The sequence below is a fragment of the Mucilaginibacter sp. P4_C11 genome (genome assembly GCF_056402115.1).
The window spans coordinates 121,527-141,889 of sequence record NZ_JBFUIA010000007.1 but is presented as its reverse complement, the minus strand read 5'-3'; the positions used below and the strand labels follow the sequence as shown (position 1 = coordinate 141,889).

General features: G+C 42.0%; 10 protein-coding genes. 6 read left to right on the top strand and 4 right to left on the bottom strand.

Going from position 1 to position 20,363, the window contains the following annotated elements; all coding sequences use genetic code 11:
• Nucleotides 1–281: 281 nt before the first annotated feature.
• The 4 genes from AC1DU2_RS08585 to AC1DU2_RS08570 form a co-directional block, all read right to left on the bottom strand.
• Nucleotides 282–1,136, bottom strand: coding sequence for a universal stress protein (locus AC1DU2_RS08585; protein ID WP_477383737.1), 855 nt, complete (start codon nt 1,134–1,136; stop codon nt 282–284).
• A 149-nt stretch (nt 1,137–1,285) separates the two neighbouring features.
• Entirely contained in the window at nt 1,286–3,238 is a 1,953-nt protein-coding gene (locus AC1DU2_RS08580; protein WP_477383736.1) for an alpha-amylase family protein, read from the bottom strand.
• A 58-nt stretch (nt 3,239–3,296) separates the two neighbouring features.
• Nucleotides 3,297–4,649, bottom strand: a complete 1,353-nt coding sequence (locus tag AC1DU2_RS08575; RefSeq protein WP_477359845.1) for an MFS transporter — start codon at nt 4,647–4,649, stop codon at nt 3,297–3,299.
• A gap of 43 nt (nt 4,650–4,692) precedes the next feature.
• Entirely contained in the window at nt 4,693–5,463 is a 771-nt protein-coding gene (locus tag AC1DU2_RS08570) for a DUF6377 domain-containing protein (protein ID WP_477383735.1), read from the bottom strand.
• 299 nt (nt 5,464–5,762) lie between these two features.
• On the opposite strand from AC1DU2_RS08570, the gene AC1DU2_RS08565 reads away from it, so the two are divergent.
• The 6 genes from AC1DU2_RS08565 to AC1DU2_RS08540 all read left to right on the top strand — a co-directional run bounded on the left by AC1DU2_RS08565 (nt 5,763) and on the right by AC1DU2_RS08540 (nt 20,363).
• A complete protein-coding gene (locus AC1DU2_RS08565; RefSeq protein ID WP_477383734.1) occupies nt 5,763–6,752 on the top strand; it encodes a LacI family DNA-binding transcriptional regulator in 990 nt (329 codons plus the stop codon).
• 239 nt (nt 6,753–6,991) lie between these two features.
• Entirely contained in the window at nt 6,992–8,602 is a 1,611-nt protein-coding gene (locus AC1DU2_RS08560) for a DUF6377 domain-containing protein (protein ID WP_477383733.1), read from the top strand.
• A gap of 501 nt (nt 8,603–9,103) precedes the next feature.
• Nucleotides 9,104–12,082 carry a SusC/RagA family TonB-linked outer membrane protein gene (locus AC1DU2_RS08555; RefSeq protein WP_477383732.1) on the top strand — a complete coding sequence of 993 codons (2,979 nt, stop codon included), beginning with the start codon at nt 9,104–9,106 and terminating at the stop codon, nt 12,080–12,082.
• A gap of 10 nt (nt 12,083–12,092) precedes the next feature.
• A complete protein-coding gene (locus AC1DU2_RS08550; protein WP_477359855.1) occupies nt 12,093–13,640 on the top strand; it encodes a RagB/SusD family nutrient uptake outer membrane protein in 1,548 nt (515 codons plus the stop codon).
• A gap of 73 nt (nt 13,641–13,713) precedes the next feature.
• Entirely contained in the window at nt 13,714–17,016 is a 3,303-nt protein-coding gene (locus AC1DU2_RS08545) for a VCBS repeat-containing protein (RefSeq protein ID WP_477383731.1), read from the top strand.
• Between the two features lie 8 nt (nt 17,017–17,024).
• A complete protein-coding gene (locus AC1DU2_RS08540; protein WP_477383730.1) occupies nt 17,025–20,363 on the top strand; it encodes an FG-GAP repeat domain-containing protein in 3,339 nt (1,112 codons plus the stop codon).

Here is a 20,363-nt window from a genome sequence, read left to right as displayed (position 1 = left end):
ACTAACAGAATAAGCTTATACCGTCTGGAAGATACAAGCATCAAATGATACCTTGTTTTTATTGGCCGACAGTGGTTAAATGCCCCAGGTACCAAAGGGACTTGTATTGGCCAACAACAGGCACAAACATTTGGATGCTTCTGCATTGCACGATCAGTTTAGTGTTAACCATGATAAAATATAAAATATTGACTATTAAATAGTTATAAAAAATATATTTAAAATGTGTTAAGTTATGTTAACCCAAATTTACGCGTTTATTCAGCTGGCTTCCAAACTAATTACGCCTGGAAAACCAGCAAGGGAACCGAAAGGTGGGCAGCCATTTTTTTTGTGTGGCTTAAGTTTAAAACATCATCAATAAAGCTATAGGGGCCATGGTTCATAGCCAGTATAGCTACCTGTCCGTGTTTGCAAAGCCAGGTGAGGCCCCTTTCGGCAGTGGTATCTTCTAACGCACGATAATAAATGTGCGGGTAGTTGGCTTTGTTTGATAGTTCGGTGAGCAACTGATCTATCAATAACTGGAGTGCGGGAGAATGGTGCTTTTCGGTGTAGACATGGGTTAGCAGAATTTCGGCATTAAGGGGCCGGGCTAATGCTATCAATTCATATATCGATTTAATGTCTTTCCCTATTTTGTTGAAATCAGTGGCGAAAGCAATCTTTTTAACCATCTCTACACGTGCCTGGCGCGGAACAACCAGCAGCGGCTTTTTGACGGCATCAATAAGCGCGTTGGTGTGGTTTGCCAATAAAAAGCCACTCCAGCCGCTGGCGGCGTGCTTCCCGATAACAACCAGAGCAACGTCGGCCGCGGAACAGTTGGTGTTCACCACATCTGTAACCCGACCCGCGTCATTTACATAGCCCACCTGGGGCCTAAAGGTGTCTGTGCGGTCAATGAGTTCAAGATGGGCTTTTAAGCGCTGTAACTCATCGGTACTATCTTCCATCAATAATTCGCTTTCTCCCCCAAGCCAGCCCGTGAATCCTGCTTGCGGTATCTCTGCCGGGATAATAACCGCGTTGCACAGTAATACGTTTGCCCTCATTTGTTTAGCCAGATAGTAGCCATATTCGGCTGCATGCCGGGCGTTCTCTGAAAAATCGGTAGGAATCAATATTGTTTTCATTTTTTGCCGTTTAACCGGGAGTAAAATTGGCTAAATTATTACGGCAAAAGTATGACGATGGTCACGGTACAAGGTGATAGTTGCTACAAAATCAAAACGACTATTGGGCGGGACATGGCCTGCCCAATGGTCGTCAAAATATTGCGCGATTAAGGCTGTAAAGCCCCCATTAAATGAAAACCAAAGGGCTCAATTATCAGGTAGTCATCGCTATCGGTAACGTTATAGTTTTTGCCCGACCAATGGTCCGTTAACTTTGTGGTACTGCCCTGGTTTAATCCAAAGGCTGCCCAGGACAGGTAGCATACTTCATTACTGAAGTTAAATACCCCATAAAACACCTGCCCATTGTAGGCCCGTGAGTAGCCCGCTACATGAATGTTATATGGCTTAAACCAAGCCAGGTTATTATGATCGGCCACAGCAGGTATTTTTTTGCGGATAGCGATTAACTTTTGAGTGCCCGAAAAAACAATATTTTCGACCGTACCAAGGGTATTTATCAGTTCATTTTTATGCCAGTCAATTACCGGGCGGTGCATCCACCGGTTATCATAACTTTTAGCCTCATCGGATAAATAGGAGTAGTCGTTTGTATAACCTACCTCATCGCCATAAAAAATCATGGGTATGCCGCCAAGAAAAAAGCTGTGTGCCTGCATCAGTAAAATTTTTTGAACGGCGGTGTTTATTGCCCCAGTATCATTACGTTTTATAGCCTTTTCAAGGCCACATAATGAAGCCAGCGAACCGCTGATGCGGGCATCGCCCGTTTGGGGGTTCGCCGAAAATAAAGCGCCTGCCGATGGGCTCGACACAAAATTTCCTGTATAATAATCCTGCAAAAACCGGCGGTGCCGATACGGGTCATAACCGGCTTTCCTGATCATTTCATCGTCGTAACCTAAACCAATATCGTCATGGCACCTGGTATACGTAATCCATGAGGAGCCGTATGGTTTTTGTAATAATTGGTTTTGTGCGGCAAGCATTACACGGGTATCGCCGGTAGCCAGCATATCCCATTGTAGTGCCATTTGGGTAGCGTTATAGGCAAAATCACATTCTTTGGCTGCAAACCGTCCGCTGCCAAAGTATTTCATGATTTCGGCGGGGGCCACAATGACTTCGCCAAGCAGCGCCAGGCCCGGCGCTGCTACCAACACGCATTGCTTAATAAGGCGCAACAATACGTGCGCCTGCGGCAGGTTTTGGCAATTGGTACCCAGTTGCTTCCAGATAAACGCCGGCGCGTCAATCCGCAGAATGTCTACACCCAGGTTGGCATAAAAAAATACAATATCCAACATCTCCAGGAACACAGCCGGATTGCTATAATTTAAATCCCACTGGTAATGATGGAATACCGTCATTACCCATTTATCACACTCCGGTATGTAAGTAAAGTTTCCGGGCGAACTTTCCGGGAAAATTTCGGGCATGCTTTGATCATATTGATCGGGAATTACCCTGTCATCATACATGTAAAAATAATCCTGGTATTTAGGGTCGCCACTTTTTGCCTTTAATGCCCATTCATGCTGGTTGGATGCATGGTTAAGCACAATATCCGTCATGAGGTACATTTGTTTGGTGTCCATTTTCCGGCGCAGCCGCTTTAAATCGGCCAGTGATCCAAATCGCTCGTCTATTTTTCTGAAATCGGAAACCGCGTAGCCCCCATCGCTTGCAGCGGGCGGGCTTTCAAATAGGGGCATCAGGTGCAAAAAATTTACCCCGAGTTTTCCAAAATAGGCCAGCTTATTGCCCAGGTTGCTTAATGTGCCGCAAAATCTATCTACATACAGGCTCATGCCTGTAATTTGGTTACTTAAAAACCAATTGTCCTTTGCAATCTTTGCCTCGTCTTTATTTTTAAACACCGCAGGCCTGGTTGCATAAGCCTTGGTGATATTTAAAAGCAGTTGTTCAAATACTGGTGCCGCAGCCGCATGGCTGCCGTAGATCTCGTGATAAAGGTCTTGTATGGTATCGGCGCTGGTCATCAGCCGTATGTAAAATGCGTTGTCGGTGCCGGCTATGTCAAGGTTGTATTGGTTTAAAATACTGTTAACCCGCTGATGTAATTGATGGTTGTACACGATTATAAAATTTTATCCAAAAATGGGTTGATAAAACAGGCTATCGATATAAATATAATTAATGCCCGGCCCCGGCTGGTACTATTACATCATCTGTTATGGTATCTTTTTTAATGCGTATGGTAGCTGTAGCTGCTATTAATAATAATACCCCGGCAAAAGTGATGGAATTTAATGGGTTATCGCCCAGGAAATTTTTATAAATAAAGCCAAAGCTAATGGTTTGTAATATCATAGGTATAACAATCATCATGTTGATGATGCCCATGTAAACGCCATACCGTTCCTTGGGGATGCTGCCTATTACCATAATGTAAGGCACGCCCATCATGCTGGCCCAGGCTATACCAAAACCCACCATTGGCGCAAACAACAAATTCCTGTCGGTAAGGTGCGGGAATATCAGCAAGGCTACACCCGCCATGAGCAGGCAGCCTATATGTACATATTTGGCACTGAATTTTTGAGCAAGCCAAACCAAACCGAATGCCGAGCAAAAAGTAACTATATTATAAAATCCGTTTACTTTGCCGGCCCATACAACGGCTTGCTCATACAGTTCCTTATTACCATCGGGGGTGGTATGAAATACCGATTTTGCTATGCTTAACGATACAAACTGCCAGTAACAAAACATGGCATACCATTGAAATAGGTACACCAGTGCCAGTTTCCACATAATGCCGGGCATATGTTTAATGGCTGCAAAAATTTCTTTTATAGGTTCAAAAAGCCCTTTCTTCCTGCTCCTTAGTTCGGTCAGTTCAGCTTCGGTAGGCGGGATCTCGGGCGTGGTGGTAACCGACCAAACGACTGAAACAATGGAGCAGATGGCGCCCACAAAAAACGACCCGAAAACCCAGTAGGGGATACCTGATTGCCCATCGCTGGTTTTTGTACTGCCCGATATGATGTTTTTAAAAAAGCCAAGCGATAAATTGGCCAGGGTAATACCGAGGCCTGTAAAAAAACTTTGTGTTAAAAAGCCGAAGGCCCGTTGCTTTTCGGGCAGCTTATCAGCTATAAATGCGCGGTAAGGTTCCATGGCGGTATTATTGGCTGCATCTAATATCCACAGTAAACCAACAGCCATCCATAACGCCCTGCTAAAGGGGAACGCAAAAAGGCAAAGGCTGCAAAAAATGGCGCCTACTAAAAAGAAAGGTTTACGCCGGCCCCAGCGCGGGTGCCATGTTCTGTCGCTCAGCGCTCCAATAAGAGGTTGGATGAGCAAACCTGTCATTGGCCCTGCTAAATTGAGCAGTGGCAGATCTTCGGGCCTGGCATGCAGAAAAGTATACAGGGGATTTATAGCAGTTTGCTGAAGCCCGAAGCTATACTGGATGCCAAAAAAACCGACATTCATGTTAATGATTTGCCAGAAACTTAAACGGGGTTTTAAAATGGACATGGATGGTTGTTAAATGGTGATAAGTTAAGAAAGTATGGCATATTTAAGCGGATTTGACGTAACGGCCGGCTTCATCAAATGAAGCTTTGAATAGCGTAACCCCATCAGCGTCGTCGGCAGGTACATTGAGCCTGGCCTTGATGCGCATTTTATAAACGTAGATGGTATTGGCCGAATATTCTAAGATGCCAGCAATCGTTTCACAATCGGTAATGCCCAATTTCATGAGGGCAAAAATGCGCAGTTCGGTATTTAACTGGCCGATACGTTTTGGCCATATCTGGTCGTCCTTTTTCAGCATAGCGTTAAATTCCATAACAAAATTGGGGAAGGCCTTTAAAAAGTACTTGTCAAAGTCGCGGCAAAGCGATTTGCGTTCCTGTTTAATGTCTGTTTCATTGAAAAATGGCAGTATATCCCGGTAGGTTTTTACGTCGGCATTGCGTTTTATGCTTCGGTGCAGCTTCTCAAATTTGGTAATATAGTCAGATACCAGGCAAACAAAGTGGCCTATGTGGTCGGCTTTACTTTGGCCGTTTTGCTCAATTATGGCGTTTAAACTAAGTAGCCTCGATTGCTGGCCCGCTATAATATTCTGCTGCAACTTTGTTTGCTTTGATAATGCAAAAACTCTGCATATAGAGGTAACCGATATCAATACTGATACCGTGAGGGCTATAGCCAAAACGGTGTATGGCGAGGAGGGGTGAAGTATAAGCGCAGGTATATTTTTTAAAAAAGCTATTTCGCTTATTTCAAAAAGATAAGTATAGCAAAAAAATGAAAAAACGGAGGCAGTATGATATATGCTCATGTCTTTGGTAATTTAACTGGCAAAAAGGTAACAGGTTATAATTGGTAATACTTTTTTAAAAGTAAGGTTTAGCTTTCACGTTTTATACGAACCACAACCAGAATAAGGTTTGCAACAGCCCGCAAACGTTTGCGATAATGTTTGTTGTTGAAAAATAGTTAGGAAACGCCGGCCATAATGCTGGATGAAAGTAATGAGTGCGAGTGCATAAGCGTTGCTTAACGCGTTAAAAGGATATAGATAAATTGAAATCGAAAAAATGTACTACTTTTAATTGCCGATTACCAACAGCCAACTCCATGCCTGATATAACATTAAAAAAACTTGCCGAGATGCTTAATTTAAGTATCTCCACAGTTTCGCGGGCACTTAAAGATCATCCGGACATCTCAAAAGAAACCAGGCAAAAGGTTAAAGAACTTGCTGCCGTTGCAGAATACGAGCCTAACACCTACGCAATTAATCTTCGGACTAACCAAAGCAAGGAGTTGGCAGTAATTATACCCACAATTGCCAATGATTTTTACCAGTCATTCATCAGCTCGCTCGAAGAAGAGGTGCGGCTATACGGTTATTCGTTAATGATGCTGCAATCTGGCGACGACCCGTTGATAGAGCAGCAAAACCTGAAACGATGCCGACAGGGGAGGGTTTCGGGCATATTTATTTCTATAACTACTAAAACCACGGATATCAGCAGCTTTTTTAAGCAAGGTGATCATCATATCCCTATTGTTTTTTTTGATAAAGTACCCGCGGCCGAAAGCTGTATTAAAATATGTGTTGATGATGTAATGGCGGCAACCATAGCTGCCAAAACACTGATAGCTAGAAACAAACAAAATATTCTGGCCGTTTTTGGCAATGAGGAGCTATCTATCACCAAAAAACGGCTATCTGCTTTTACCGAAACATTGCGGGCGGCTAATCCCGAAGTTAGGCTAGCCATTCATCACGCGGGCTCAATAAATAAATCTTTTGAGGTTGTAATGAATAAGTTAGCCCGGCAGCTGCCGGATGCCATATTTTGCATGAGCGATGAGATATTGATAGGGGTTATGAAAGCTGTGCAAACCTTACAGTTACATGTACCTGGCGATATAGGTATTATAGCTATAAGTGAGGGCCAGGTACCCACATTTTATTATCCGCAAATTACCTATATTGAAACCAGCGGCTTTAAACTGGCAAAAAGCGCTTTTGTGAAAATGATGGCATGCATAGCCGGAAATACCGGGACACAGGAGATAAAAATCAACTCCGTTCTGGTAGAGGGAGGCTCGCTTTAATACGTTGCCAGAGCAGCGTTGCCAATACGCCTGTAGGGTTTAATAATGTTAATAAAGTAAGCCGTAAAGACTGCTCCTTTATATATCTTTGAGATATAAACCCGTAATTTCAATTTCATAGTAGTAAAATAAAAAGAAAACCTGTGCCGGAGTTGTTTTTATGCGGTTACAGTTTACTTGAATATTGTTCCATGGAGGGCGGGTTAACCAATTTGTTTAAACCTTTGAATTATATAAGCATGAAGTATTTTTTCTGTTTCTTATTGTTATTAACTTCTTTGTCAATATTTGCATCTGATACTACAAATAATTTACTTGAAGAATTAAAAACCGAGATTGGAAAAAAAAGCACTTATGAGCATACTAAAGAGTTGCGGATTAACAAGCTGAAATTATACAGATCGAGGCTATCCAAAGATGATTACGACGCGCAGTTTTCTACATTAAACAGCATTTACAGCGAGTATAAGGGGTACCAGTTTGATTCGGCCTATGTTTACGTGGATAAGATGATAGGCTTAAGTAAGCAGCGGGGCGATAAGCAGGGTGAATATTATAGCTATGTAAAAATGGCATTCATCCTGCTATCATCGGGCATGTTTCATGAAGCTTTTGATTATTTGCACAAGGTTGATGTTAAGGTTTTGGAGAACCCTGCCAAAATTGACTATTATTTTTTTTTGGGCAGGTGTTATTACGATATAGCTAATTATAGCAACGATAAATATTTTACGCCCGGTTACATTACAGCCGGCAATAAATCAATTGATTCGGCAATATCTTTTTGCGGCGATGACTTTGTGAGCCGTAATTACCTGCTGGGTTTACAAAAACTGCAGGAACGTAACTACATTCAGGGTAAAGTTTGGTTTGGTAAGCTGCTTGAAAAAGACATGGTGATAACCATGCACTTAAGAGCAATGGTTTCCTGCTCATTAGGGATGATTTACCTGCAGGATAATCAAAAAGAAGAGGGGATTAACCTGATGATTCAATCGGCCATCGCCGATATTAAGTCATCTACCCGTGAAACGGTTGCTCTTTATACCCTGGCCGACCTTTTATATAAAGAGGGTAATATAAAAGATGCTTACAGTTTTATACAATTGGCTAAAGAAGATGCCGATTTTTATGGCGCAAGGCAACGAAAAATACAGATAGGGTCTATTTTGCCAATTATTGCCGCCGCCGAACTTAATAACTCCGAACATCAAAAAAACCGCTTCCTGATCCTGCTGCTTACATTAACTGCCCTGGCATTGTTGGTGGTATTTTTCCTGGTGATGATTGTAAAACAGCTTAAAAAACTAAAAACCAAGGAAAAGATAATTGAAGGGAAAAATGTACAGCTTAACGATATAAACGGCAAGCTACTGGTAGACGCCAAAATTAAGGAAGAGTATATCGGGCAATTTTTTAAAGCGATATCGGGGTATATATTAAAGCTCGAGAACCTGAAGGTTTCTATCGAAGCTAAAATTTCGATGAAAAAGTACGATGCCATTACCTCGCTCATCAATAATATAGATATTAAAAAAGAACGTGAGAGTTTATACTATAGTTTTGACCATATTTTTGTGAAAATATTTCCAAACTTTATTAACGTATTCAACAGCCTGTTTGACGAGAAGGATCAGATTTGGCCACAGGAAGATGAGTTATTGAATACCGATTTAAGAATATTCGCGCTTATCAGAATGGGTATTGCCGATAACGATACTATTGCTAAAATATTAGAATATTCGGTGAATACCATCTACGTTTATAAAATGCGCATCAAAGCCAAATCACTACACCCCGAACAATTTGAACAACGCATCATGAATATCAAACCATTTGACATCAGTTAATTTTTAGATGTCCCGATAAGCATTTATAAAGTTCAAAAAGCAATTTTTGGATAATTTAGTACCGGATTTTGTTAAAATAGAGGTAATAAAAACTTTATATTTTTATAGTTCTATTTTTTTTTAAATACCTGATAACTAGACCAATAAAAAATAAAAACATCGAAAATGTTTATATAAATTTAAAATTATCAGCGTTTTGCCAATCTTGTGCCCCACATCACATTTTTCTACTGCTTTAATAACTAAATTGCATAAGATTTTCAGGTGTAATATTATAAACCATTACATTTTCAGTAGCCGGTATTGTTAGTTAAGTTCTCATTGACGCCATGTTAATTGGTTTTAAACGAGAATTTTTAACGTTTAATTAAGTATTTTTTCATCAAGGTTTCAACTAAAAAATACTTGAAGAGATGCCGGCCGCTAATTGAAAGGTTATTTTATCAAACCAAAAAAGTCTAAACCAGTTAATTAAACCAATTCAACTAAATCTCAGTAATTATGCAATTTAAACACTTACTCAAAGTATGTTTCTTTGCTGTATTTGTCTTTTTCTCGGCCGCAGCAATGGCCCAGAACAAAGTAATCACAGGAAAAGTAACTGACAAGAAAGATGGATCAGCACTTCCGGGAGTATCGGTAACCGCCGTAGGAGCTACGGGTGGCGCCATTACAACCGCAGATGGTGATTACAAATTATCTGTTGCCGGTAACGTTACCGCAATTAAATTCTCTTACATCGGCTACGTTGGCCAAACGGTAAACCTCGATGGCCGCACATCTATTAATGTAAGCCTTGAAACTTCAAGTAGATCATTAAATGAAGTAGTGGTAATTGGTTATGGTACCCAAAAGGTAAAAGATGCAACAGGTTCTGTAGCTTCTCTTAGTACCAAAGATTTCAACAAGGGTGTTATATCAACCCCCGATCAATTACTTCAGGGCCGTATTGCCGGTGTTACAGTAACGCAGTCAAGCGGTGAGCCAGGCGCCGGAGCTTCTATCAATATCCGCGGTACAGGTTCTATCAGGGCCGGTAACGATCCTTTGTATGTAATTGATGGTGTGCCGGTATCAAATGATAGCTATGCTGCGTCAAGCGGCTCAAGCCCTATTGGTATGTCATCGGCCAGGAATCCTTTATCTTTCCTGAACCCTAACGATATCGAAAACATCTCTATATTAAAGGATGCTTCGGCTTCGGCAATTTACGGTTCACGTGGCGCCAACGGTGTAGTATTAATTACCACCAGGAAAGGCCGTAAAGGACAAGGTATCCAGTTTTCAGAAAATACTTCATTAAGTACCCCTGCAAGCCGTTATGATATCCTGAATGGCCCCGACTTTTTGAAGGCTGTTGCGGGTGTAGGCGCCGATGCTAACGCCATTAATAAAGGTGCAAACACTAACTGGCAGGATCAGATTTTTCGCAAAGCTGTTTCGCAAACCGTTAACCTTGGTTTCGGTGGTGCTAAAGATGGTTTTACCTACAGGGCTTCGTTTGGTTACGATGACCAAAATGGTATCATCAAAAAATCTGGTTTAAAACGTTTAACCGGTCACTTGAACGCCAACCAGTCGTTATTTAAAGATGTCGTAAAATTAGACCTTACGCTGGCTGGTTCAAATGTGAAAAACCAATACGCCCCGGTAACCAACGATGCTGGTTTCCAGGGTAGTTTAATTGGTGCTACAATTGGCCTTAACCCAACCTACCCGATTAAGAATGCCGACGGTACTTATTACTTTGATGGCAGCAACCTTAACCCGGTTGATATGTTGAATAACACCTATGACAGCGACAATGTGAACAGGTTACTTAGTAATATAGGCATCACTGTAAAATTGGCCAAAGGCTTAAGCTATCGCGGTACTTTTGGTAATGATTACTCGCTGGCAAAACGCACTACCTTTTATGATCCAACTATTCAAGGTTATACCAGCAGCAGCACCATCAGGGGCAAAACAGTTCCTTCAATTTCCGGAATTGGCCAGGGCGATTTGCAAACTGTGAAATTGAGCAGCCAGATCACTGAGCAAACCTTAACCTACGAAAAGAAATGGAGCGATAACAGTTCATTTACTATTTTGGGCGGTTATTCATACCAGGTATTCAACAACAAAAGCCTTATTGATATCAGGACCCAAACTTCTACGAAAAACGTATTGGTGAAAAATATGAATGATTTTAAAGACAGGTTTCCCCTTTTTGGCGATACAACCAAGTCTGAACTGCAATCATATTATGCAAGGTTAAATTACTCTTATAAAGACAAGTATTTATTGACTGCTACAGTACGTACCGACGGATCATCTAAATTCGGTTCGAACCATAAATACGCTACTTTCCCGGCTTTGGCACTTAAATGGAAAATCATTAATGAAAGCTTTGCTCCTAAAAGCTTATTTGATGATTTAAGCCTGCGCTTAAATTACGGTAAAACAGGTAACCAGGAATTCCCTGCTTATCAGTCATTATCTGTATTCCAAACAGATTTGGCAGGTAACAGCAGCCAGCTTTACTTCCCTAACCCTAATTTGAAATGGGAAACAACCACTGCTTACGGCGCCGGTATTGATTTCACAATTGTTGGTGGCCGCTTGTCAGGTACCATTGATTACTTTAACAAAAGCACTAAAGACCTTTTGTTTTTCAATGCGTTCCCGCAACCTACAGCAGCTCCCGGTATCTGGATTAACTTACCAGGTAATGTTATTAACAAAGGTTTAGAGATTGGTTTAAACCTTGAAGCTGTTAAAAGTTCAAAATTTCAATGGGATGTTAATTATAACATGACCTTCCTGAAAAACAACGTGCAGAACTTTACAGGTCGTGTTGTACAAACAGGAGCTATCAACGGTCAGGGTCTTTCTGGTGCGTTCTCGCAGGTTATCCAAAACGGCTATCCATTGTTCACATTTAAAGTGGCCCAATACAACGGGTTAGATAAAGATGGTTTTGGTATTTATCCTAATGGTATTGACGTGCAGACTTTGCAAGGCAGCGCGCTTCCTAAGTTTACCGCCAGCTTAACCAATAACTTTACTTATGGCAACTGGAATTTAAGCGTTTTCTTAAATGCGGTTACCGGTTTCTACGTGTATGATAACACTGCCAACGCTTACTTCTACAGAGGTAGCTTGCTTACAGGCCACAACGTATCGCACGATGTAGCTTTCACTAACGAAAATGCGTTAAACTCTGGCCAGGTATCAACCCGCTGGTTAGAAAAAGGCGACTTTTTACGTGTATCAAACGTTAACCTTGGTTATACATTCCCTATCAAAAACAGCAAAATATTTAAAACGCTTAGGTTTAGCTTAACCGGACAAAACCTGGCTTTAATTACAGGCTACAAAGGACTTGACCCCGAAATTAACGTTAACAAACAAATTAACAATGTGCCATCAAGAGGTATTGATTATACCGGCTATCCAAAGGCACGTACCTACACTTTTGGAATTAATGCAGGATTTTAAAAATATTGATATGAAAAAATTAACAATAAAAATTGGAACAACCTGCCTGGCAGCACTTGTGCTTGCCTCAATGAGTTGTACAAAGCTGAATGAAAAGGTTTATGGTTCAAAGGAAGTAAGGGCGGCAAGTAATGGATCTTCCGGTGACCTTGGTGGCGTATACTCGCAATTAAACGGACAATCAAACCAAGCCAATACTTACGCTTTACAAGAGCATCCGACAGATGAAATGATGGGCCCAACAAGGGGAACTGACTGGGGCGATTTTGGAACATGGCGTAAATTGCATACCCACACCTGGGATGCATTTCACAACCAGGTAAATGATACCTGGGATGAGCTGAATACAGGTGTTTACCGTGCTACACAGGTTATCAACGCATCTGGTGTAACCAACCAGGTAAAAGGCGAAGCCAGTTTTTTAAGGGCTTACTTTATGTTTGAAGTAGTTGATCTTTACGGCCAGGCGCCTTTCAGAGACCCTGCCGGTTCGGTAGATGCGATCCCTACAGTTTATAACCGTAGCGCAGCAACAGATTTTATCATTAAAGATCTGGAATTTGCAGAAGCTAACCTTGGCACACCTACTGACATTGGCCATGCCGGCAAAGCCGCTGCACAGGCGCTTTTGGCTAAGGTTTACCTTAATAAAGCTGTATACAAAGCAACAGCCGTTGGCGGTCCGTTTACTTTTGATGCGGCAGATATGAACAAAGTAATAGGCTATTGCAACGCGGTAACTGCAGCAGGTTTCCATTTAAATGGTCCTGGTAAATATTTTGATAACTTTTCATGGGATAACACCACGTTAAGTACCGAAATCATCTTTGGTCGTATAAATACCTCAACAAATGCACCTGCAAATACCCACAACCGTTGGAGAATGGGTATGCACTACAACCAAAGCCCAAGCAGCTGGAATGGTTTTACAACCCTTGCCGATTTTTATCACAGCTTTGAGGCCGGCGATGAGCGTGTTGGTGGTACTTATCCAAAACTAACCGAGTACAATGGTTTAAGAACAGGTTTCCTTATCGGCCAGCAATACGGTCCCGGAAATGTTGCCTTAAAACAACGTGGTGGCGCTCCATTGATTTTTACTCCGGATGTTAACTTAAATTATTCAACAGAGGCACAAGGTATCAGGGTTATTAAATATTTCCCTCAGCCTAAACCAGATGGTTCTGTAAATGATGATTATGCTACAAATACATACATCCTTTTACGTTACTCTGATGTATTATTGATGAAAGCTGAAGCTATTATGCGCGGTGGTACCGATCCTAACGGCCAAACAGCTTTGGGTATTGTTAACAGCTTAAGAACAACACGTGGTGCTACTGCATTGGGGGCTTTAACAGCAGCCAATATATTAGCCGAACGTGGCCGCGAGCTTTATTATGAAGGATGGAGAAGGAATGACCTGATCCGTTTCGAAAAATTCAATGATCCGGTTGATCAGCGCCCTAATAAAACTGATAAAACAAGAACTTTATACCCTATTCCTCAGCGTGCTGTGGATACCAACCCTAACCTTAAACAAAACGCAGGTTATTAATATATTGGGGTTTATTTGATTTATAACAGAACGTAGCGGAAATTTTCCGCTACGTTTGTTTTTTGCCAATTATATGATACTATTTAAAAAGTGGTCCTTAGTTTTTGCAGGAGTTGTTGTATTATGGAGCTGTAACGGCGGTCAAAAAAACACGTTGTTTTCTTTACAACCTAACGATGAAACAGGCATAACTTTTATAAACCAGTTAACCGATAAGGACCGTACCAATGTATTTAGCTACCGCAATTATTACAATGGTGGCGGGGTTGCTATTGGCGATGTTAATAACGATGGGCTAAATGATGTTTACCTCACTTCAAATACCGGGGGCAACCAGCTTTTTATAAACAAAGGCAACTGGAAATTTGAAAATGCTACGGCCAAAGCTGGGGTAAAAGGCACCAAGTACTGGAGCACTGGCGCAACTATGGTTGATATTAATGGTGATGGATGGCTGGATATTTATGTTTGCCACAGCGGCAACGCCCGTGGCAAAGAAAAAGGGAACGAATTATTTATTAACCAGCACGATGGTACGTTTAAGGAAGAGGCCGAAAAATATGGCCTGGTAGATAACGGTTTATCAACCCAGGCCATATTTTTTGACTACGATAACGATGGCGACCTAGATTGCTTTGTGTTGAATAACTCGTTCAGGCCAATTGGCTCTTTTGATTTCAGCAAAAACCTGCGTACCGTAGTTGATCCGTTGGGCGGCGCGCGTTTGTACCGTAATGATGGCGGCCATTTTACCAATGTAACGCAGCAGGCCGGTATTTTTTCAAGCGATATTGGTTTTGGCCTTGGGGTATCCGTTGCCGACGTAAACCAGGATGGCTACCCGGATATTTATGTATCAAACGATTTTTTTGAACGCGATTACCTCTACATTAACCAAAAAAACGGGACTTTTAAAGAGGATATCCAAAACGAGACGGGCCACCTGAGCCTGGCCTCGATGGGATCGGACATTGCCGATATCAATAACGATGGGCAATATGATATTTTTACTACCGAGATGCTGCCCGAAGGCGATAAGCGCCTCAAAAAAATGACCTCGTTTGAATCATACGATGTAATTAAGGCCAAACAGCACGATGGCTATTATAACCAGTACATGCAAAACTGCCTGCAGGTAAATAATGGCGACGGAACATTTTCTGAAACTGCTTTTTACTCGGGTATAGCCGCTACCGACTGGAGCTGGGGAGCGTTGATGTTTGACATGGATAACGACGGCTGGAAAGATATTTTTATCTCCAACGGCATTTACAAAGACCTTACCGATCAGGATTATATCGAATTTTTGGGCAATCGCGATAACATGGCCAAGATAGCCGAAGGGCGTAAAAAGTTTGATTTTAAGGATTTTACTGATAAAATGGTATCAACCCCTTTATCAAATTACGCCTATCTCAATAATCACAACCTTACTTTTAGCAATAAGGCAGCCGATTTTGGTTTGGATAAGCCATCCTTCAGCAACGGCGCCGCCTATGCCGACCTTGATAACGATGGTGATAACGACCTGGTGGTTAATAACGTAAACATGCCTGTATACGTTTATAAAAGCAATGCCGAAAAAAATGGCAATCACCGTATTCAACTAAAACTAAAAGGCACCGGGTTAAATACCTTTGGCGTGGGCACAACCATCAAAGCCTTTATGAAAGGCAGCGCGCTTATTTATTACAATCAGCCCACCCGTGGTTTTCAAAGCTGCACATCGCCCAACTTACTTACTATTGGTATAGGTAAATTTAAACAGGTCGATTCGCTCCAGGTAATATGGCCGGGCGGTAAGTATCAGCTCATTAAAAATGTTAAATGCGATAGCGTTTATACCTGCAGCCAGGCCAACGCAAACCTTAATTATAACTGGAACAAGCCGATAATCAAATCATTATTTGCCGATGTAACCAAAGCTGTGTTTGATAGCATCCCCAAACACAAAGAAGATGATTTTATCGATTTTGATAACGAGCGGCTGATGCTGCAAATGCTATCAACCGAAAACCCTTACATGGCAAGCGCCGATATAAATGGCGATGGCTTAACTGATTTTTATTTTGGCAGTTCCAAAAATGGGGCGGCAGCTATCTACATACAACAAAAAAACGGCAGCTTTAAACAAACCATCCCCGATGATTTGGCTAAACAAAGTTACCTTGAAAATGCCGGCGCTGTATTTGCCGATTTTGATGGTGATGGCGATCAGGACCTCATCATTGGAGTAGGGGGCAATGCCGATGAAGCAGGCACACCGGTGTATTTTCCCAGGTTTTATGAAAACGATGGCAAAGGGAACTTCCATCGTGATGCAAGCCGTACCTTACATGCAGGGGTTAACGCGTCGATGATCGTATCGGCCGATTATGATGGCGATGGCCACCCCGATTTGTTTATTGGCGGCAGGAGTGTGCCCGGACTTTATGGCTGTTCGCCAAAATCATACGTTTTTCATAACGATGGTAATGGCCATTTTACCGATGTATCTGCTTCGGTATTAGGGCAGGATACCAAACTGGGCATGGTTACATCGGCCAAATGGGCCGACCTGGATAAAGATGGCTACCCGGATCTGATAGTAGCCGGTAATTGGATGGGCATCCGTATTTTCAGGAACAACAAGGGTAAATTTACCGAAGATACCCAACTGACAAATTACAAGGGCTGGTGGAGCAGCCTGGAAGTAGCCGATGTTGATGGTGATGGCCATCTGGATATTATTGGCGGCAACATCGGGTTAAACGCTAAATTCAGGGCATCGTTTACCGAGCCGATGAAGATTTATATTAAAGATTTTGATAACAATGGCACAAAAGAATGCGTAACATCTATGTACCGCGGCGATGATGTCAGCTACGTTTTTCATATGAAACCCGATTTGGTTGGACAACTGCCGATATTGAAAAAACGCTTTTTACAATATGTGGATTATGCGGGTAAACCTTTTAATGAAGTATTTACCCCCGAGATGCTGGAAGGCGCCGAAACCCACGAAATGAACTTTTTAGCCTCGGCCGTATTTTTAAATAACGGCAAAAAGTTTACTTGTAAATTGCTCCCGGCCGATGCACAGTTATCTATGGTAAACACCATTTTGTGCGATGATATGGGTAGCGCCGGCAACGTTAAAATAATTTTAGCTGGCAATTTTTATGGCTTTAAGCCCGAGATAGGTCGGCTTGATGCCAACCGCGGCTTGGTTTATCAATATAACAAAAATGGCTTTACCTATTTGCCACCGGCAAAAACAGGGTTTGATTTACGTGGTCAGGTGCGGTCATCGCTGGCTATAAAAAATCCATCGGGAGGCAAATACTACCTGTTTGGCATCAATGACGAACCTTTAAAAGCTTATAAACTCCGTTAATATTTAAAATGTTGTTTTACAAAATATACAGATCATTGCCGGCGAAGTTTTTGTTGTGGAGCTGTTTTATCGGGATGGTTTTGCTATCGGCCTGTAAGCCTAATAAGGCAGGCGAGGGCGTTTTTAAATTATTGCCTGCTGACGAAACCGGGTTAGATTTTGTCAACGTAAATACAGTTTCCGATTCGGTCAATATTCTCGATTACCTGTATTTCTACAACGGGGCGGGTGTAGCTGCTGCCGATTTTAATAACGATGGCCTGCAGGATTTATATTTTGTATCTAACCAGGGCTCCGATAAACTATACCTTAACAAAGGCAATTTAAAATTTGAAGATATTACAGCCAAAGCAGGCGTAGCGGGTACCGGTAACTGGAAAACCGGTGTAACGGTTGTTGATATCAATGGCGATGGACTTAAAGATATTTACGTATCGGTAGTCTCGGGTTACAAAGGCTTTAAAGGTAAAAATCAGCTTTATATCAACAATGGCGATTTGACGTTTACCGAATCTGCCGCCAAATACGGGCTCGATTTTGCAGGCTTTTCAACCCAGGTTTCGTTTTTTGATTATGATAAAGATGGCGACCTGGATATGTTCCTGCTCACCTCATCGGTACATAGCAATGATACCTACGGCGATTCTACCTTAAGGTTTAAGTACAGCCACGATGCAGGCGACCATCTTTTCAGGAACGACAATGGGCATTTTACCGATGTTACTGCCAAATCGGGCATTTACAGTGCCCCAATAGGTTATGGGCTTGGCCTTAGCATTGGCGATTTGAACAATGATGGCTGGGACGATATTTATGTAAGCAACGATTTTTTTGAACAGGATTATTACTACATCAACCAGCACGATGGCACTTTTAAAGAACAGTTAAAAAATGCTTTCGGCCATACCAGCTTATTCTCGATGGGTAATACCATCAGCGATATCAATAAAGACGGGCACCTGGATGTGCTTACCACCGATATGTTGCCCGAGGATTTGAAAGCGCTGCGGTCGACAATTAACGACGAGCCACTGGATATTTACAACCAGGAGGTTAATGCCGGCTATTATTACCAGTATTCAAAAAACTGCCTGCAGCTTAATGTTGGCAATGGCAATAAGTTTGTTGATATGAGTTTGTACAGCGGCGTATCGGCTACCGATTGGACGTGGTCGCCCCTGGTGCAGGATTTCGATATGGATGGCCGCAAGGATATGTTTTTTAGCAACGGCATAAAAAAACGGCTTAACGATATGGATTACCTGAAATACCTGGGCAACCCCAACGTGATACAGGAATATAAAACCAGCCGTGTATTTGATAAGGATAAGGTAAACATGATGCCCGATGGTGCTGTGCACAACTTTTTTTATCATGGAGATGACCTGCTGAAATTTACCGATGCATCTTTTACCAATGATATGCAAAAGCCGTCTATCTCGGCGGGCTCAGTAGCGGTGGATCTGGATAATGACGGCGACCTGGAAATTGTAACCAACAACATGGACGAGCAGGCTTACATTTACGATAATACCACCATGGAAGGTAGGGGGACGGATAAGCCGGCATATTTGAAATATGCTGTTAAATATACTAAAGCCAATCCGGATGGTATTGGTACAAAGTTTTTCCTGAAATCGGGTAAGCAGCTGGATCACCAGGAAATTCAAACCAGTAATGCCTACGCCAGTAACCTGAGCAACGAGTTGCTTTTTACTTTTTTGCCTAACGATAAACCCGAAGAACTATTGGTGGTGTGGCCGGATAACAGCTGGCAGTTAATCAGGGATTTTAAGCCCGGGATTAAAACGATAATGAAATTTGATAGCACCCAAACGCAATCAACGGGTGATGTGTCGTCGGTAATAAATACATTTATCAGTAATAAGCAACCCTTTGATTATACGCCGGTTCAGGCTAAGTTATTGGCAAAGTTAAAGCCGTTTGATACGCCCGATTTTAATTACTATTCGTTATTGCCGCATACTTATTTGCCGCACACGCCTGCTGTTGCTGTAGCAGATGTTAATGGCGATGGTATTGATGACATTTACGTGGGCGGCTTTGCCGGCGAGGAAAAATACCTGCTTGCAGCCGACAAAAACGGAGGCTATACCAAAGTTGTGGTGCCGCAATTTAACCAGGTTAAAGATTACGGCGATGGCCAGGCAGTTTGGGCCGACGTTAATAATGACGGCAAACCCGATTTGCTGGTGATCAGCACCAATCACCCCTTACAGGAAAGCGATAAGCTGCTGCCGCCACGGTTGTACATTAATAAAGGAAATTTCCAGTTTGAGTATAAGGCATTACCCAAAATAGTTAATCAAGCTGCTAAAATAGCCGTGTTTGATTTTAATAGAGATGGACGTAGTGATGTTTTATTGACGGGCAGCATTTCTTACACCAACTACACCGCACCGCGTCCGTCGACCATTTTGATTAACAAGGGTAACGGGGATTTCGAGGTGAGTCATGATAAACAATACAATGATATTACTGCCATTCAGTACGTAACGGATATAGTTACAGCTGATATTGACCACAATGGGAAGGCCGATTTGATAATTACCGCCGAGTGGCAGCCGATTCAGCTGTTTTTGAATGATGGTAAAAAATTGAATAAATTTTCATCGTCGGTGCTGGATAGCCAAAAAGGCTGGTGGCAATCGGTAATGGTAGCCGATGTGGATGGTGATGGCAAAGCCGACCTGGTAGCAGGAAACTGGGGTACCAACAATAAATACAATGTATCGCCAGAACAACCATTATATGCTTACAATAACGATTTGGATAAGGATGGCAAAAACGATTTGATACTATCCTACTGCGTAAAAGGACTATACTATCCATTTCGCCCTAAAAACGATTTGGAGCAGGAGCTACCGTATCTGAAAAAGGAATGGCTGAGCTACCAAAAAATGGCCGATAAAACCACCGCCGAAATATTTAAAGATAAACTGGACGAAGAAAATCGTTTAACTGCAAATCAGTTCAGTAGTATTTTTGTAAGCGATGTGTTGCATGCTACCAAATTTGAAGTTTTGCCCTATCAATACCAGCAGGCACCCATCCGCTCCATTATGCGTGCGAATAATAAAGCCGGGGATTTGTTGTTGAACGGCAACTTTTGGGGTGTGGTACCTTACGAAGGTAAATACGATGCTTTAGGCCTGGTTGGCTTGCATTATGATAAAACGCAAAAACAGTTTTCGGCACCCGGCTATATGGTAAACGCGGCTTTTAATTTCCAGGAGCTTCCGTACATCAGTACTATAAAAAGAGCAACATCTACCAATTACCTGATTGTAACCTATGATGGCAGGCTGATGTTGGTTACCCAATAA

Excerpts from the sequence above, each read along its gene's own strand:
- AC1DU2_RS08585 (WP_477383737.1), bottom strand. The coding sequence starts at position 1,136 with ATGAAAACAATATTGATTCCTACCGATTTTTCAGAGAACGCCCGGCAT.
- AC1DU2_RS08575 (WP_477359845.1), bottom strand. The coding sequence starts at position 4,649 with ATGTCCATTTTAAAACCCCGTTTAAGTTTCTGGCAAATCATTAACATG.
- AC1DU2_RS08570 (WP_477383735.1), bottom strand. The coding sequence starts at position 5,463 with ATGAGCATATATCATACTGCCTCCGTTTTTTCATTTTTTTGCTATACT.
- AC1DU2_RS08565 (WP_477383734.1), top strand. The coding sequence starts at position 5,763 with ATGCCTGATATAACATTAAAAAAACTTGCCGAGATGCTTAATTTAAGT.
- AC1DU2_RS08560 (WP_477383733.1), top strand. The coding sequence starts at position 6,992 with ATGAAGTATTTTTTCTGTTTCTTATTGTTATTAACTTCTTTGTCAATA.
- AC1DU2_RS08555 (WP_477383732.1), top strand. The coding sequence starts at position 9,104 with ATGCAATTTAAACACTTACTCAAAGTATGTTTCTTTGCTGTATTTGTC.
- AC1DU2_RS08550 (WP_477359855.1), top strand. The coding sequence starts at position 12,093 with ATGAAAAAATTAACAATAAAAATTGGAACAACCTGCCTGGCAGCACTT.
- AC1DU2_RS08545 (WP_477383731.1), top strand. The coding sequence starts at position 13,714 with ATGATACTATTTAAAAAGTGGTCCTTAGTTTTTGCAGGAGTTGTTGTA.
- AC1DU2_RS08540 (WP_477383730.1), top strand. The coding sequence starts at position 17,025 with ATGTTGTTTTACAAAATATACAGATCATTGCCGGCGAAGTTTTTGTTG.